Source organism: Gordonia sp. QH-12 (assembly GCF_001578675.1).
GTDB classification, from domain to species: Bacteria; Actinomycetota; Actinomycetes; order Mycobacteriales; family Mycobacteriaceae; genus Gordonia; species Gordonia sihwensis.
Genome location: NZ_KQ969300.1, coordinates 23290 through 40242, shown reverse-complemented (window position 1 = coordinate 40242; position 16953 = coordinate 23290). Strand labels below are relative to the sequence as shown.

12 protein-coding genes are annotated in these 16953 nt (G+C 69.6%); 9 read left to right on the top strand and 3 right to left on the bottom strand.

Annotated elements, in window-relative coordinates; translation table 11 throughout:
* Nucleotides 1–61 precede the first annotated feature (61 nt).
* From Y710_RS15530 to Y710_RS15510, 5 genes are all read left to right on the top strand, one after another.
* A complete protein-coding gene (locus Y710_RS15530) occupies nt 62–3322 on the top strand; it encodes an arabinosyltransferase domain-containing protein (protein WP_062367855.1) in 3261 nt (1086 codons plus the stop codon).
* Nucleotides 3315–6647, top strand: coding sequence for an arabinosyltransferase domain-containing protein (locus tag Y710_RS15525; RefSeq protein ID WP_062367854.1), 3333 nt, complete (start codon nt 3315–3317; stop codon nt 6645–6647). Before Y710_RS15530 ends, Y710_RS15525 begins: the two co-directional genes overlap by 8 nt.
* 37 nt (nt 6648–6684) lie before the next feature.
* Nucleotides 6685–7764: an NADH:flavin oxidoreductase gene (locus Y710_RS15520; RefSeq protein WP_006894991.1), complete on the top strand. Its 1080-nt coding sequence runs from the start codon at nt 6685–6687 to the stop codon at nt 7762–7764.
* Between the two features lie 86 nt (nt 7765–7850).
* Nucleotides 7851–8375: a hypothetical protein gene (locus Y710_RS15515; protein ID WP_231875763.1), complete on the top strand. Its 525-nt coding sequence runs from the start codon at nt 7851–7853 to the stop codon at nt 8373–8375.
* 49 nt (nt 8376–8424) lie between these two features.
* Nucleotides 8425–9708, top strand: a complete 1284-nt coding sequence (locus Y710_RS15510; protein ID WP_062367853.1) for a flotillin family protein — start codon at nt 8425–8427, stop codon at nt 9706–9708.
* Nucleotides 9709–9763: 55 nt separating this feature from the next.
* Here Y710_RS15510 and Y710_RS15505 read toward each other — a convergent pair whose 3' ends face one another.
* Genes Y710_RS15505 through Y710_RS15495 form a run of 3 tightly spaced genes read right to left on the bottom strand, consistent with a single transcriptional unit; the run spans nt 9764 to nt 11756 of the window.
* Nucleotides 9764–10123, bottom strand: a complete 360-nt coding sequence (locus tag Y710_RS15505; protein WP_062367852.1) for a GNAT family N-acetyltransferase — start codon at nt 10121–10123, stop codon at nt 9764–9766.
* A gap of 16 nt (nt 10124–10139) precedes the next feature.
* On the bottom strand, nt 10140–11126 hold the full coding sequence (locus Y710_RS15500) for a pirin family protein (RefSeq protein WP_062367851.1): 987 nt from the start codon (nt 11124–11126) through the stop codon (nt 10140–10142).
* A gap of 3 nt (nt 11127–11129) precedes the next feature.
* Nucleotides 11130–11756, bottom strand: a complete 627-nt coding sequence (locus tag Y710_RS15495; RefSeq protein WP_039866865.1) for an LON peptidase substrate-binding domain-containing protein — start codon at nt 11754–11756, stop codon at nt 11130–11132.
* 220 nt (nt 11757–11976) lie between these two features.
* On the opposite strand from Y710_RS15495, the gene sfnG reads away from it, so the two are divergent.
* Genes sfnG through Y710_RS15475 form a run of 4 tightly spaced genes read left to right on the top strand, consistent with a single transcriptional unit; the run spans nt 11977 to nt 16946 of the window.
* Nucleotides 11977–13149 (top strand): dimethylsulfone monooxygenase SfnG, encoded by a 1173-nt coding sequence (gene sfnG / locus Y710_RS15490; protein WP_006894983.1) that lies wholly within the window; start codon nt 11977–11979, stop codon nt 13147–13149.
* A gap of 43 nt (nt 13150–13192) precedes the next feature.
* Nucleotides 13193–14410 carry an acyl-CoA dehydrogenase family protein gene (locus Y710_RS15485; RefSeq protein ID WP_062367850.1) on the top strand — a complete coding sequence of 406 codons (1218 nt, stop codon included), beginning with the start codon at nt 13193–13195 and terminating at the stop codon, nt 14408–14410.
* A gap of 42 nt (nt 14411–14452) precedes the next feature.
* The gene (locus Y710_RS15480; protein ID WP_062367849.1) at nt 14453–15655 is read left to right on the top strand and encodes an acyl-CoA dehydrogenase family protein; all 1203 of its coding nucleotides are present in this window, start codon (nt 14453–14455) and stop codon (nt 15653–15655) included.
* Between the two features lie 19 nt (nt 15656–15674).
* Nucleotides 15675–16946 (top strand): LLM class flavin-dependent oxidoreductase, encoded by a 1272-nt coding sequence (locus Y710_RS15475; RefSeq protein ID WP_231875762.1) that lies wholly within the window; start codon nt 15675–15677, stop codon nt 16944–16946.
* Nucleotides 16947–16953 lie beyond the last annotated feature (7 nt).

Here is a 16953-nt window from a genome sequence, read left to right as displayed (position 1 = left end):
TGCGGCTCGCCCCGTGCGGCTCTTGGTGAAGGTTAAGAGACAGCGCCTATCCTCACTCCCGATGAGTACTTCACACAGGGTGACCGCGCGCGGGTACGCGGTCATCGCCGCCGTCGCGGGTCTGGTCGCCCTCGTAGCTGCCATCGCCACACCGTTCCTGCCGGTCACCGAGCGGACATCGTCGTTCGACTGGCCGCGGGGCCAGAGCATCTCCGCCGACAATGCGTCGGTCACGGCGCCCCTGGCGACGCAGACCGCCCGGCGGCTCGACGTCACGGTGAATTGCCGGGTGCTCCGGGAGGCGGGGGCGGAGGGCTCCACCGCGGTCGTCGTGTCGACGGTTCCCGCTTCGGCACCGCGCGACATCCGCGACACCGCCCTCGTGGTCACGTCCGGTTCTTCCGGTGCGACGGTCAACGTGCGCGGATCGGCGTTGACGAGCATCGACCGCGCGGGCCTGAACAACTGTTCGCAGCTGCGCTTCTGGGCGTCGGAGGACTCCTTGGGAGCTCAGTTCGTCGGGGCCGGCGCAACGGTGCACGGTGATCCCGCCACCCGGCCGGCGGTCGCCGGAGTCTTCACCGATCTGTCCGGGGACACCGTGCGACGGGCACAGCAGGGTCTGACCGTGCACGTCGACGTCGACAACGCCTTCGACGTCGCCCGAACCGCGCTCAAGACCGCGGTCATCGTCATCGGTGTTCTGGCCGCCCTGGTGGCGCTGTTCGCGTTGAGCCGCCTCGACGCCGTGTCGCGCTTCCGGGCGCCGACCGCCGGGCGCCGACCGCTCCGCAGGCTCGTCGCACCGAGCGTCACCGATCTCACCGTCACCGCCGCCCTGCTGATCTGGCACGTCCTCGGAGCGGGCACCGCCGACGACGGCTACGTGATGGTGATGGGCCGCAACGCGACCGACGCCGGGTATCTGTCCGACTACTATCGCTACTTCGGTGTCTCCGAGGCGCCGTTCGACTGGTACTACTCCTTCCTCTCCCACTGGGCCACGGTGAGTTCCGCGGGCGTCTGGATGCGTCTGCCGGGCCTGGTGGCCGGGCTGGTGTCGTGGTTCATCCTCAGCCGCGTCCTGCTACCCCGTCTGGGCGCCGCCGTCCGGTCCTCACGGTGGGCGGTGTTCAGCGCCGCCGCGGTGTTCGTCGCGTTCTGGATCGCCTTCTGCAGCGGCCTGCGGCCGGAGCCGATCATCGTCGCGGGATCGCTCGCGACCTGGTGGCTGGTCGAGACGTCGATCGCGACGCGCAGGCTGCTGCCCGCGGCGCTCGCGACGTTCGTCGCGTTGCTTACACTCGCCACCGGACCGCAGGGCGTCATCGCCGTCGCCGTTCTGATCGTCGGCTCCCGGCCGATGCTGCGAGTGGTCCGGACACTGCGCGGGCAGTACCGTCTGCTGCCGCTGTTCGCGCCCGTCGCCGCGGCCGTCTCCCTCATCTGCTTTCTGGTCTTCCGCACCCAGACCCTGGGCGCGGTCGTCGAGGCGATCCGGGTCCGGTACGTCGTCGGCCCGACGCTGTCCTGGTACCAGGAGTTGATGCGGTACTACTTCCTCACGCTGGGGACCCCGGACGGTTCCCTCGCCCGTCGTGTACCGGTGCTGCTCCTGCTCGCCACACTGGGGTTGACGACCGCGGTCATGATGCGGCGCGGCCGCCTGCCGGGCTTCGCACGCGGCCCGGTGTGGCGACTGATCGGCAGCGTCCTCCTCACGATGGGTCTGCTCTCGTTCGTGCCCATGAAGTGGACCGTCCAGTTCGGGATCTTCGCCGGGTTGGCCGCCGCCTGTGCCGCCGTTGCCACCGCGGCGATGATCCGGGTGTCGGCGCATGCGCCGCGCACCCTCTGGACGTACGTCACCGTGCTGGTCGGCGCGTGTGCCGTCGCGACGGCCGGCGACAACGCCTGGGGATGGTCGTACGACTACGGCATCCCGTGGTTCGACAAGGCTCCCGTCCTCGCCGGACGACCGGTGTCGACGCTGTTCCTCGTGCTGACCGCGCTCTCGTTCCTCATGCTGGTCTGGGTCAGCGTGCGGCCGCACACCGCACGTCCCCCGTCGGCCGCAGCGGTCCGCCGGCGCCGCATCGTATCGGCGGTGCCGGTCCTGCTGATCGCCGCAGCGCTGGTGCTCGCCGAGTTCGCACTCTTCGGCAAGGCTGCGCTGAGCCGCTCGGACACCTATACGGCGTTCAGCGCCAACGCGCGCGCCCTGACCGGGAGCGCCTGCGGGATGGCCGACCGCGTGCTCGTCGAGAAGGATCCGAATGTCGGGATGCTGCAGCCGGTCGGGGCCGTCGACGCGTCGCGGGCGCTCGCCGGGGAGTCGACGGGGTTCTCCCCCGACGGCGTCGCCGACGATCTGACACCCGATCCGGTCCGGCTCGGCGCCGGCACCCTCCGCACCGCGACGCCCGGCCACTCGTACTCCGGCGACGGCGCTCCAGCGGGTACCACCGGGGGTACCGGTCCGGAGACCGCGAACGGCGGCACCGTGGCACTGCCCTTCGGTCTCGATCCGGCCACCACTCCGGTGCTCGGCAGCTACGGCTTCGACAACGGCCGGGCGGAACTGACCACCGACTGGTACCGGCTCCCCGACCGGACTACGTCTCCGCTGATCGTCATCACCACGGCGGGTTCGGTCTTCTCCGTGGGACAGGACGGGGCCGTGACCGCCGGCCGCGATCTGCATGTCGAGTTCGGCGTCGACACCGACGGGGAGTTCACCCCGGTGGGTGCGCCGTTCGTTCCCATCGATCCGGGTCCCGACCACCCCAACCGGCCGTGGCGCAACCTGCGGATCCCGATGGCCGCGATCCCGCCGTCGGCGACCGCGATGCGGATCGTCGCCGTCGACTCGAACCTGAGTCCCGACGAGTGGCTGGCGATCACCCCGCCGCGTGCCCCGCGGCTGCAGACCCTGCAGAACGTCGTCGGCAGCCGGGAACCGGTGCTGTTGGACCTGTCGGTCGGCAGTCAGTTCCCCTGCCAGCAGCCGGTGACCGCGCGCGACGGGGTGTACGACGTTCCCCGATGGCGCATCACACCCGACCGGACCACGACCTATTCGACGTCGAAGAGCTGGCAGGCCGCGTCCTCCGGCGGAATCCTGTCGGTGTCGGAGTCGCTGACCAGGCCGTCGACGATGGCCACCTACCTGGAGAACGACTGGTACCGAGACTGGGGCAACCTCGTGAGACTCGAACCGCTCGTGCCGGATGCACCGGCCGCTGCGTTGACCACCGCGACAGTCCGGCAGGCCGGCTGGCGCAATCCGAGCACAATCGTGGCTGGAGGTACCGATGAGTGATCGGACACCGAGCCCCCGGACGGTCCGCATCGCACGGATCGTCGCCGTCGTGGCCGGCGCCATCGGCATCCTGCTCGCCCTCGCGTCGCCGTTCCTGCCGGTCACGTACGCCAAGACCGAGATCACCTGGCCGCAAGCCACGTCGTCGACGTCGGCGCCGACCGTGGCGAACATCGCGGCGCCCAACGTCTCGTACAACCCCGTGTCGATGGATGCGACCGTGCCCTGCTCGCTGGCATCGCTGCTGCCGGCCGACGGCGGCGTGCTGCTCTCGACCGTGCCGAAATCCGGTGTCGACGCGCGCAAGGTGGGCCTGTTCATCAGCGCCACCCACGACAACCTCCTGGTCACCCAGCGCAACGCCGTGCTGATGACGATCCCGCGCGAGCAGGCGCAGCGCACTCCTGAATGCCGCATCGTCGTGCACGCCGACACCGCCGGCACCCGCGGCGAGGTCGAGGGACTGACGGTCCCCGACTCGGCCTTCGACATCCGCGATCCGAACGCGCGGCCGCAGATCATCGGCGTGTACACCGACCTGCCGGCCACCGCCCCCACCGCCGGGCTGAGCTTCCGCTCCACCGTCGACACCCGGTTCAGCACCAGCCCCACCCCGCTCAAACGCACCCTGCTGATCGTCGGCGTGGTCGCGACGATCCTGTCTCTCATCGCGCTCGCCGTGCTCGATGCCCGGGACGGGCGACGCCTGCGCCGACTGCTGCCTCGGCGCTGGTGGCGACCGACCGTGCTCGACGGATTCGTCACCGCGGTGCTGCTGATCTGGCTGATGATCGGCGGCAACACCGCCGACGACGGCTATCAGGTGACGGTCGGGCGCGTGGCGCCCGGCGCGGGTTACCTCGACAACTATTACCGGTACTTCGGTGTCCCCCAAGACCCGTTCGGCTGGCATTACCAGTACCTGGCCAAATGGATGGAGGTCAGCACCGCGATCCCGTGGCTGCGCCTGCTGCCGTTCCTGTTCGCGATCGTCGGATGGTTCCTGATCAGCCGCGTGGCGATCCCGCGCCTGGGCCGGACGATCGCCGGTTCCGGTGTCGCACGCTGGGCCGCGGCCCTGGCCTTCCTCGCCGTGTGGCTGCCGTTCAACAACGGCCTGCGCGTGGAACCGGTGATCACCGTCGGCATCCTGCTGACCTGGGTGCTCGTCGAACGCGCGATCGCCACCGGCCGACTGCTCCCCTTCGGTCTCGCGATCGTTTCGGCCGCCTTCACCCTGACCATCCACCCGGTGGGCGCGGTCGCGGCGGTCGCGCTGCTGGCCGGGCTCCGGCCGATGCTCAAGCGGGTGCTGTACCGGCGGCGTCGCGACGGGCTGGCGCCGATGCTGGTGCCCCTCGTGGCGGCGGGTCTGGCCGTCCTGTACGAGATCTTCGCCGACCAGCCGCTCGCCACGATCGTCGAGGGCGTGCAGGCTCAGGGCATCGTGGGTCCGACCAATCACTGGTGGACCGAGGCGATGCGGTACTACATCCTGCTCAATCCGACACCCGACGGCTCCATCGCGCGCCGGGTCGGGATCTTCGTGACGATCCTGTCGGTGCTGCTGGTCGTCCTCGTCCTCGTCCGCAAGCACAGCGTGCCGGGTGTGGCGACCGCGGCCCTGTGGCGGCTCGTGGCCGTCACCGGCGGCGCCGTGGCGGTGCTGGCCTTCGTCCCGACCAAGGCGACCCACCAGATGGGCATCTTCGCCTGCCTGGCCGGGCCGCTGGCCGCGGCCGCGACCGCCTTCCTGAAACCGAGTGTGCTTCGGCGCCCATGCAACCGGACGTTCTTCGCCGCGGCGTCGGCGTACGCGCTCGCGGTGGCCTTCGCCGGCCGCAACCAGTGGTGGTATGTGGGCAGCTACGGCATCCCGTGGTCGGACGACACGCCGCATATCGCCGGCATCGGTTTCTTCTGGCCGATCTTCGCCGTCGCCGTACTGCTGACGGCCGTCGGACTGTGGCAGTACTACCGGGACGACGGCCGAGCACAGTTCGCCGACGCCGCCGAACCCTTCCGGCGCCCGGAGCCGAGCCGTATGGCCGACCTGCCGATGTACTCCCTCGTGATCGTCTCCGCGGTGATCCTGGCCTTCAACATGATCTCGTTCGGCAAAGCGGCCAGGACGCAATCGGATTCGTGGACCTGGGCGAGTTCCAACATCGCGTCCCTGCAGGGGCGCCCGTGCGCACTCGCCGACGCCGTGCTGGTGGAGGCCGATCCGAACACGGGTCTTCTCGCGCCGGCGCAGTTGGCCGGCCAGCGGCCCGCGAGCGCCGGCCAGGCCCTCGCGGGCGGAGCGACGCCCCCGGCCGGGTTCTCACCCGACGGCGTGCCGACGCACTTGGAGACCGACGACAGCGACACGTCCAGCAGTGACACCGACGCTCATCCCGCCCAAGCGGTCGACCAGGATCAGACCGGGCAGTCGACCACCGGTGATTCGACGACCGCCGACACCACCTCCGACACCAGTGGCGGCACCACGGTCAGCCGTGGTGTCAACGGTTCGTCGGTGAAGCTGCCCTTCGGTCTCGACCCGCAGCGGGTGCCGGTGCTCGGGAGCTTCGGTGCGCCCGCCGGGACCGGCCGCCTGACCTCGGACTGGTACCAGCTGCCCGAACGCTCCGACGATCGGCCTCTGATCACCCTGTCGGCCGCGGGTGCGGTGGAGTCGATCGACGAACTGGCGGTCCGGCATCCGGGCCAGCAACTGCGGCTCGAAGCCGGACGGGTGCAGCCGGACGGCACCGTTGCAACCGTCGCGTCCCTGACCCCGTACGACGCAGGCGGAGCACCGCAGTGGCGCAATCTGCGGTTCCCGATGGCCGAGATTCCTCCCGGCGCGTCCGTCGTCCGGATCGTCGCCGAGGACACCTCGCCGGGCTACGATGCCTGGCTGGCCGTCACACCACCGCGTGCCACACGACTGCAGACGCTCAATTCGCTCGTCGGCAGCGATGATCCGGTACTGCTCGACTGGGAAGTCGCGTTCGCGTTCCCCTGCCAGCGCCCGGCCGGCGTGGTGCACGGCATCCTCGAGACGCCGAAGTGGCGCATCACCCCCGATGCGGTCGGTGAACGGGTGAACTCGGCGCAGTGGATGGCCGGCGACTACGGCGGCCCGCTGGGCATCACCGAGAACGAGCTGCGACAGACGGAGGTCCCGGCCTACCTCGAGAACGACTGGGGCCGTGACTGGGGTTCACTGCAGCGGTTCACCCCGCTCCTGCCGCAGCACGACGCCGAACTCACCGTCACCCACGAGGACCACACCGGTCTCTGGACTCCCGGGCCGATGCGGGTGATCCGCAACTGAATCGGGACAGTGGAAGGCACCCCGGTAGCCTGGGTCGGTGATCACACCCGCCTCTCCCCTGGATTTCGCACGCGGCCCCGCCTGGGCCAACCGCATCGCCCTGGCTCCGCTGACGAATCTGCAGAGCAATGCCGACGGCACTCTCTCGGACGACGAGTACCACTGGCTCGTGAGGAGAGCCGAGGGCGGCTTCGGCATGGTGATGACATGCGCGGCATGGGTGTCCGGCCGGGGGCACTCGTTCTCCGGACAGCTCGGCGTCGCCGGCCCCGAGCACCTCGACGGACTGACCCGGCTGGCGCACGGGCTGCGCGCGGCGGGAGCGGTCTCATCGATCCAGCTGCAGCACGGAGGGCGACGCGGCGACGGACAGTTCGACCCCGTCCGGGTGGCGCCGTGGAACGATGCCGCCAAGCAGGCGGTGGAACTGAGCACCGCCGAGGTGGAGGCGATCGTGGAGGAGTTCGCCGAGGCCGCAGTCCTCGCCTCCGAGGCCGGTTTCGACGGGGCCGAGATCCACGGGGCCCACGGCTACCTGCTCTGCCAGTTCCTCGACGCGCGCAGCAATCACCGCGCCGACAAGTACGGCGGCAGCGCCGACAACCGATTCCGCATCATCCACGAGGTGGTCGATGCGGTCCGTCGCGCCACAGGACCGGATTTTCAGCTGGGCCTGCGACTCTCGCCCGAGCGTTACGGCGTTCCGCTCGCCGAGTCGCGCGAGCTGGCGGCTCAGGTTCTCGCCTCGGGACGGCTCGACTACCTCGACATGTCGATGTGGGACGCGTTCAAACACCCGGCCGAGGAGGAGCACCGCGACCGCACTCTGCTCGAACACTTCACCGATCTGCCGCGCGGGGGCACCCGTCTCGGCGTCGCCGGGAAGATCCTGACCGGTGCTCAAGTGCGCGAGAGCCTCGACGCCGGCGCCGACTTCGTCTTGATCGGGACCGCCGGGATCCTGCACCACGATTTCGCGGCCAGAGTGGTCGCCGACCCTGCGTTCACGTCGACGCCGCAGCCCGTGTCTGCCGATCACATGCGCGCCGAGTCCGTCGGTCCGGCGTTTCTCGAGTACCTGTCGACGAACTGGGACGACTTCGTGCTCTCCTCCTGAGGCCGGCGTCCCGCGGTTCCGGCCGCACGCGCCGGTCGCCCGTCCGAATGGTCGGCTCTGAACGGTGTGTCACACTTGGGGCACAGGTGACTGCGGGGGTATGCGTGCTGGGAATCGTGCTGTTGATCGTCGGCGGCGTCGGTCTGGTGTTGACGTTGCTGTCCGTCCTCGGTGTGGATGCCGGCGGCGTGGACGTTCACCTCGGCGACTCCGGCGCCGGACTGCTGTCCATCGTCACCCCGTTCGCCACTGGGTTCGGCCTGCTCGCGGGCGGGCTCCTGACGTTCACCGAGACGGGGACCTGGCCGGCACTGCTGGTCGGTGCGCTCGCCGGCGTGGTGCTCTCGGTCGCGGCCGTCGTCGTTCTGGGGTACCTCGTCGGCGCCGAAGCCGAACTGCCGAACGTCGACCTCATCGGTTCGGCGGTACGCATCGTGGAACCCGTCACTCCCGGCCGCTTCGGGATCGGTGAGGTACGGACGCCGCTCGGCACCCGCCAGGTGACGGTCACCTCCGACGCCCCGCTCGAACACAACGATGAGGCCGTGATCGTGGACCGCATCGACGGCGGCGACAACTACGTCGTCGCCCGCATCTCCCTCACCGACTGATCCCCACCCGGTTCCCTGCAGAACCGGGGCAACGAAAGGAACCCGCAAGATGGGAGCCGTCATCGGCGCCGTAGTGGCCATCGTGGTGCTACTCGTCCTCATCGTCCTGCTCGTGCTGTCGCGCTACCGCGTGCCGGGAGCGGAAGAGGCGTTCATCGTCACCGGCACCGGCAAGGGGCACGAGGGCAAGGTGTACCGCGGAACCGGAACCTTCGTGCTTCCGGTGGTGCAGCGCGCGACCCGGGTGCAGTTGTCATCGGTCAAGGCCGATCTGGACACCTCGACCCCGGCCAACGACGGCATCGAGCTGAAGGTCCGAGGCGTCGCGGTCGTCAAGGTCGGCGACACGCCGGAAGCCATCCTCAAGGCGGGTCCGCGTTTCGGCGACGACCTCAACCGGGTCAAGGCCCTCGTCACCGAGCAGCTCTCCGGTGAGCTGCGGTCGATCGTCGGCACAATGACCGCCAAGAGCATCCTCGTCGATCGGCAGCAACTCGTCGACCAGGTCGCGCGCTCGATCAAGGAGATCCTCGGCAACCAGGGATTGATCCTCGACAGCTTCTCGATCAACGACGTCCAGGACTCGGACGGCCAGTACTTCTCCGACCTCGCCGCCAAGGAGCGATCGGATCAGGCCGCGATCGCAGCACGGTCGCGCGCCGTGGCCCACCGCGTGGCCGAACAGAGCCGCATCGAGAACGAGCAGGCGATCATCGAGCAGCAGCGCGAGCTCGACATCGAGCGGGAAGCCGCCCGCCAGGCCACCGACCGTGCGGCGGCCGAGGCCGACGCGGTCCGCCCGCTGGTCGAGGCCGAACGCCGGCGCATTCAGGTGGAGAAGGACAACGAGGTCGCCGAGCAGACCGCACGACTGCGCGACACACAGCTCGACGCCGAGGTGCGCCGCCCCGCCGAAGCCGAGCTGTATGCGGCGCAACAGCGGGCCGAGGCCCGTAAAGCCGAGATCATCGCCGAGGCGGCGGCCAAGGCCGAGGGTATCCGGATCACCGGCGAGGCCGAGGCCGACGCCCTGGAGAAGCGCGCCGAGGCGCTCGGCAAGCTCGACGAGGTCGGCCAGCTGGAACTGGTGCTGAGCAAGCTCCCCGACATCGTCCGCGCGGCCTCGGCACCGCTGGCCGATGCGAACATCACACTGGTCGGCGACTCGGTGAGCCCGGTCGCCAAGGGCGCGGGATCGAGTCTGGTGAGCACCATGGAGCTGATCCGCGGCGCCACCGGTATCGACGTCGCGCAGATGCTGTCCGACCTCGGGACCAGTGATACCGACGGAAGCGGGCGCGCCGCGCCGGCGGAGCCCGACCGGGATCACTGACGGGGGATCACTGACGGGCCACCGGGCCGGGGCAGCGCTGCCCCGGCCCGGTGGCCTATTCGCCCCGCAGGAACTGCAGGATGTCCGGGGTCACCGGATCGACGAGATCGGCCACCTCCTCATGCTTGCTCACATACTTGGCCACGAGCGGACAGACGGCCACCACCCGCCGGCCCGCGGCCCGGGTGTCGTCGAGCGCCTCACGGACCAGGACGGAGCTGAGACCGCGACCGGAGAACCGGTCGTCGAGTTCGGTGTGTGGAAAGATCCGCTGGTCTCCACGGTCGATGAATCGGGTGAATCCGGCGGTCTCACCGTTCACCAGGATCTCGTAACGGCCCAGCGCGTCGTTCCGGACCACCTCCGTGCGTTCTGCGTCCGTGCGTTCTGCGTCGGTGCGTTCTGCGTCGGTCATCGCCCGTCCCCTCTCGTCATGGTCGAGTCCGCCTGCGCGGCTTCAGCCGAGTGTTCGGCAGCGGCGGCGCGGGGATCCATTCGTCGGCTCCCCAGCCGCCCACTGTTCCGAAACGTTCCGACCGCCGCTGCCATTCCTCGCGGTACTCGGCGATCTCGTCGTGGTCGCGGCCGACGAAGTTCCACCACATGACGATGTCCTCGGCGAAGGGCTCGCCGCCGAGCAGCACCGCGCGTGCCGGTCGGTCCGTGGGATTGTGCACTTCGAGCCGGCTGGACCCCGGTCCCACATAGGCGAGCGAAGCGCGCCCGATCCGGACTCCGCCGACCTCCGCGGCGGCCGTGTCGAGCAGAACACCGTGCTCGAAGGACTCGTCGACCTCCAAGACCGCACACGCGCCCGGGTCGATCGACAGTTCCGCGCCGAGCAGCGGTGTGGCCGTGTCGATCTCCGCCGACGATCCGCCCGAGTCGCCCACGAATACCTTCATGCTGCCGACCACGGCTCCCGACGCATCGGTCAGGTCCACCGAGGGTGCACGATAGTGCTGAAAGCCGTTCTCCCCGTGGCGGGCGCCGTCGGGCAGCGCGACCCACAGCTGCACCCCGTGCAGCGTCTCCACCCGGCGTGTGGAGACCTCGGAGTGACTGATCCCGCGGCCGGCGGACATCAGGTTCATCTCTCCCGGCAGCACCATCGCGTGCACCCCCGCGCTGTCGCGGTGCTCGATCTCTCCTTCGAACAGCCAGCTCACGGTCTGCAGTCCGGTGTGCGGATGCGGCAGCACCCGCATCCCGCCCGAGTGCGAGACCGGCTCGGGACCGTAATGGTCGGCGAAGCACCAGGCGCCGATCATCGATCGATCACGTGTCGGCAACGTCCGGTTCACCTTCATCGCCCGGATGCCGCCGAGCGGCACCAGGCGAGGTTCGATCACTTCCACGCCGGCCGCGGGCGTCGCACCGCACTCCACCTCGGCGGGCTGTGCCTCCATGTTGCTCATCGATCAACCCCTCAATCTGAATCTGAGCGCTGCGATCAGGTCGTCGAGCGCGGCGTCGATCACATCGATCCGCGATCCCGGATCGGGGCTCTCCAGCACGCTCTGCCGGTCGGCCGGTCCGAGTGGAAGATCCGAGGCGGCGCGAAACGTCTCCGTGACCGGGTCGCCGTCGCCGTAGTCGACCGGCGCGGCGAGTTGCGAGGCGATCCACCGCAACTGCGGATCCTTCCGGCCGCCCTGCCCGCAGAGCAGTTGCAGCTGAGCCCGCTTCTCCAGGACGTCCGACCACTCGACGGGGCCGGTGTCCGGCTCGGGGAGATCCTCGACCAGAGCACGCGGATACGGATCGTCGGGCAGCCACTCGGTCACCCGGATGCGCGAGGTTCCGCTGCAGAGCAAGGAGTAGCGGCCAGGTCCCGCGTCGGTGAGGCGGTCGATCCTCGCCACGGTGCCCACCATCGAACGCACGTCGCCGCCGCCGACTTCCGAGCCGCGCTCGATCAACACGACACCGAACTCGCCGCCGTTCTTCTCCACCACGGGAAGCATTGCCGCATAACGGGGTTCGAAGATCCGGAGAGGCAGCTGCTCCCCTGGCAGGAGCACAGCGCCCAGCGGAAACATCGGCATCTCCCTCACGCCGATCACCCTACCCGCGGTCGGTCAGACCCACCCTGATTCGAATGGTTGTCGGCCTTCCCGTGCGAACAGCACACTGTCAACGTGCTCGCGCCGATGTACTCACCCCGCCGATGTCGCTGATCGGTCCCGCCTGATCCGCTCCGCCCGATCCGGCCCCGTCCTGCTTCACCGAACTCTCGTCACCAACCTCACCGGAGGTCTATTCGTCATGTCCACCAACAGTTCCGACCGTCGTCTCGAGACCGCGTATCAGCCGCTCCAGTTCGCGTACTGGGTGCCGAACGTCAGCGGCGGTCTGGTCGTCTCCCGTATCGAACAGCGCACCGACTGGGGGTACGACTACAACCGCACTCTCGCCCGGCTCGCCGAGAACAACGGCTTCGACTACGCACTGAGCCAGGTCCGCTACACGGCCTCGTACGGTGCCGCGTACCAGCACGAGTCGACCAGTTTCTCGCTCGCTCTGCTGCTCGCCACCGAGCGGCTCAAAGTCATCGCCGCGGTCCATCCCGGGCTCTGGCACCCGGGCGTCCTCGCCAAGTTCCTCGCCACCGCCGACCATCTGTCCGGGGGCCGCGCCGCGGTCAACGTCGTGAGCGGCTGGTTCAAGGATGAGTTCACCAAGCTCGGCGAGCCGTGGCTCGAGCACGACGAACGCTACCGCCGCGCCGAGGAGTTCATCACCTACCTACGGCGGATCTGGACCGACGACCACGCCGACCTCGCGGGCGACTTCTATCGTCTCCATGATTTCGATCTGAAGCCGAAGCCGCTCGACCTGCCCGGACGCCCGCATCCGGAGATCTTCCAAGGCGGCAACTCGACCGCGGCTCGAGCGATGGCCGGTCGGGTCTCGGACTGGTACTTCAGCAACGGTAGAGACTTCGACGGTATCAGCGAGCAGGTCAGCGACGTGCTAACCGAAGCGGCACTGCACGACCGCACGGTCAAGTTCGGCCTCAACGGCTTCCTCATCGGACGCGACACGGAGAGCGAGGCCCGCGACGTGCTCCGAGAGATCGTCGACAAGGCGGACCGCGAGGCGGTAGAGGGATTCGGATCCGCGGTCAAGCAGGCCGGCTCGTCCACCTCGGACGGCAAGGGCATGTGGCAGGACTCGGAGTTCGCCGACCTCGTCCAGTACAACGACGGTTTCCGCACCGGACTGATCGGCACACCCGAACAGATCGCCGAGCGCATCGTCGCCTACAAGACCCGCGGCGTGAATCTGCTGCTCCTGGGCTTTCTGCACTACCACGAGGACGTCGTCTACTTCGGCGAGAAGATCCTGCCGATCGTTCGCGATCTCGAGAACGACCTCGCCGTCAGCGGCCGCCTCGAATCCGAGCTCGCCCGTCACGGCGTCCTCGCCGCCCGGTGAGCTCCCACCTCCTCATTCCATCCGGATCGAAAGAAGGCAACCCATGACCGTCACCGACCACACCGCACCGCCCGCGTCCGACGACCTGGCCCGGTTCGACGCCGCACTGCGCCGCGCCGATCTCGTCGCGGCGCAATTGCGGGCCACCGCCGCCGAGCGTGACCGCGCGAACAAGCCGCCGCTGGCCGAGATCGAACTGCTTCGCGAAGCCGACCTGCTGCAGGTCGGTGAGCCGGTGGAGTACGGAGGCTCGGGACTGGACTATTCGCAGTCGCAGCAACTGACCCGACACGTCGCCCGCGGCGACACCTCGATCGCGCACCTGCTCGGTTACCACTACGCACAGCAGCGCATACCGCACCTGTTCGGGACCGCCGATCAGGCCGACGAACTCTCGCGCCGCAACGCACAGTTCAAGCCCTTCTGGGGCGGCGTGCAGAATCCGCGCGGCGCATCCGGTCTGACGCTCACCCGTGACGGGTCCGGTTTCCGGCTCGACGGCCGGCGCACCTTCGCCTCGGGAGCCGGTGTCGCCGACCAGCTGTCGGTGACCGCCGAACTCGACGGCGACCTGGTGTTCCTGTCCATCCCGGCCCGGCGCGAAGGGTTCACACCGCTGAACGACTGGGACAACATCGGCCAGAGACTGACCGACTCCGGCGGAGTGGTCTTCGACGGTGTGCGCATCGAGCGCAGCGAGATCCTCGGCGAGGATCCGCTGACCGGACGCGTGCCGAGCGCATATCAGACTCTCGTGACCCCGCACTGGCAGCTGGCCTTCGTCAACTTCTACATCGGCACCGCCGAAGGTGCACTCGAGGAGGCACTGGACTGGACTCGCCTGCACGCCTCACCGTGGGAGACCTCCGGTCTGGAGAGCGCGACCGACGATCCGTACATCCTCGAGCTGGTCGGCGCGCTGCGCTCCGAGGTCACCGCCGCGGCGCTGCTCGCCGACCACGCGGGTGAGGCGCTGCAGAGCGCACTCGACATCGGCCCGGACCTCACGCCCGACCAGCGTGCCGAAGCCGCGATCGCGATCGCCGAGGCCAAGTACGTCACGACCAAGGTGTCCCTCGAGGTGGCTTCGCGGCTGTTCGAGATCCAGGGAGCTCGCGCGACGACGACCTCCTACGGCTTCGATCGGCACTGGCGCAACCTGCGAACGCACACGGTGCACGATCCGGTCGCATACAAGGCCCGCGAGGTCGGCGATTGGACGCTGAACCGCCGCGCCCCGCAGTTCACGCTGTACAGCTGAACCGACCACCGTCCGCCGTCGAACCCAGAGGTCCTCTCCACCATGAGTCCCGTCTCGAGTCGAGCCGCAGAGACCACCGCCGTCACAGCCGATCCAATCGCCACCGTTCTGCCGGGCCTGCTGCCGGAGATCGCGCGCACCGCCTCGGACCGCGACCGCGACCGCGTACTTCCCCGCGCGGAGCTCGATCTCCTGGCGGGGGCGGGATTGCTGGCGGTCACCGTTCCGGTGGAGTACGGCGGACACGGTCTGGGCATCGGGTCGGCGGCGGGGCTCATCGCCGCACTGGCCGCCGTCGACCCGAGCCTGGCGCAGATCCCCCAGAGCCACTTCACCTTCCTCGACGCCCTCGCGCGGCTCGCGCCGCCCGGACTCGCCGAGGAGGTCTTCGGACGGGTCGCCGGCGGTGCGCGCCTGGCCAACGCCCAGAGCGAGCGCGGCGGCGCGACAGCCGTGGACGACGCTACGAGCGTGGTTCGGACAGCGCGCGGACTGCGCCTGTCGGGCAAGAAGTTCTACTGCACCGGTGCGGTCCTCGCCGATCTGCTGGCGGTGCGCGCCCTCGGCCCCGACGGCGGTCGCGTTCTGGTCTATCTGCCGGCCGAGACCGAAGGCGTGTCGATCCTCGACGATTGGGACGCGGTCGGCCAGCGGACCACCGCATCGGGGACGGTCGAGTTCGACGATGTTCCTGTCGAGCCGGAGCAGGTGGTGGCTTTCGACGAGCTGTTCGAGAGACCGAGCACGTATGGCGCTCGCGCGCAGCTGCTGCACGCCGCCGTCGACGCCGGTCTGGCCTCCGGTGCGCTGGCGGCCGGAGCCGAGGCCGCGCAACGCGCTCGTCCCTGGTTCGAGGCCGGCGTGGAGCGCGCGGTCGACGATCCCCTCCTGCTGGCCTCGGCCGGCGAACTCGAACTCACGGTCCGCGCGGCGCGGGCTCTGCTCGACGCCGCGGTCCGGGCCATCGAGACGGCCGAAGTCGCAGGCGAGCCGCCCGAACTCGTCGCAGAGGCGTCGCTGGCCACGGCCGCGGCCAAGGTCGCCGCGGGGCGTGCGGCCCGGCATGCGGGCGAGGCGCTGTTCGACTTCGGCGGCACCAGGGCGGCCGCGGCGGCGTCGAACCTCTCGCGGTACTGGCGCGACGCGCGAACCCACACCCTTCACGATCCCGAGCGATGGAAGCTCGCTCATCTCGGCCGATGGGCGCTCGCGGGCACCCGGCCCCCCGCCCACGGCAACATCTGATCCTCCACAGGAAGAAGACATGGCACAGACCCCCTCCTCGACCACCGTGACGGCCAACCGGTCCGCGATCCCGACAGCTCCGGTCGCGAGTCCGTCAGAGCAGTCGAACACCGAGCGCCCCGCACTGAAGCTCCACTGGTTTCTGCCGACCTACGGCGATTCCCGGTTCATCGTCGGCGGCGGACACGGGCTTCCGGCCGGGGCCGCCCGCGGCGATCGGCCCGCCTCGATCGGCTACCTGAGTTCGATCGCCCGCGCGGCGGAGGACTTCGGATTCACCGCGGCACTCACGCCCACCGGTGCCTGGTGCGAGGACGCCTGGCTCACGACGGCGATGATCGCGCGGGAATCGGAGCGCCTGGGATTCCTGGTCGCCCTCCGTCCGGGGCTGGTGAGCCCGACTCTTGCCGCACAGATGGCTGCGACCTTCAGCAGGCACGCGCCCGGCAGGCTCCTGCTGAACGTGGTCACCGGCGGCGAGCCCCATGAACAGCGGGCGTTCGGCGACTTCCTCGACAAACCCTCGCGCTACGCCCGCACCGACGAGTTCCTGACCGTGGTCCGCGGACTGTGGCGCGGCGAACGGGTGACGCACCGCGGCAGGCACCTGCAGGTCGACGACGCAGCGCTGCATCGGCTGCCCGCAGAGGAGATCCCGATCTACTTCGGCGGATCCTCTCCCGAGGCCGGTCCCGTCGCCGCGCGGCACAGTGACGTCTACCTGACCTGGGGCGAGCCGCCAGCGGCGGTGGCGGCGAAGATCGACTGGATCCGCGGCCTCGCCGCGCAGCGGGGCCGAACGGTGCGATTCGGCATTCGGCTGCACGTCATCTCCCGGGACACCGCGGACGAGGCGTGGACCGCGGCAGCCGGCCTGCTCGCAGCGCTCGACGAGGACACCGTTCGCGCCGCCCAGGAGGGCCTGGCACGCAGCGAGTCGGCGGGACAGGCGGCGATGCGCGATCTGCACGCCGCCCACCGCGGTGACGGATCGTGGCGCGATCCGCGGGCTCTGGAAGTGGCCGAGAACCTATGGGCGGGTGTCGGTTTGGTGCGCGGAGGCGCGGGCACCGCGCTAGTGGGCAGTCATGCCGAGGTGGCCGACCGCATCGCCGAGTACGCCGCGCTGGGCATCGATGAGTTCGTCCTGTCGGGTTACCCGCACTTGGAAGAGCTGTACTGGTTCGGGGAAGGCGTGATACCGCAGTTGGTGCTGCGCGGTCTGTTCGCGGTGCCGGGAAACAGTCCCGGACGCGTCGCTGCCGCGCCTTTTCTGACGGCCGCACACTGACGCCGCG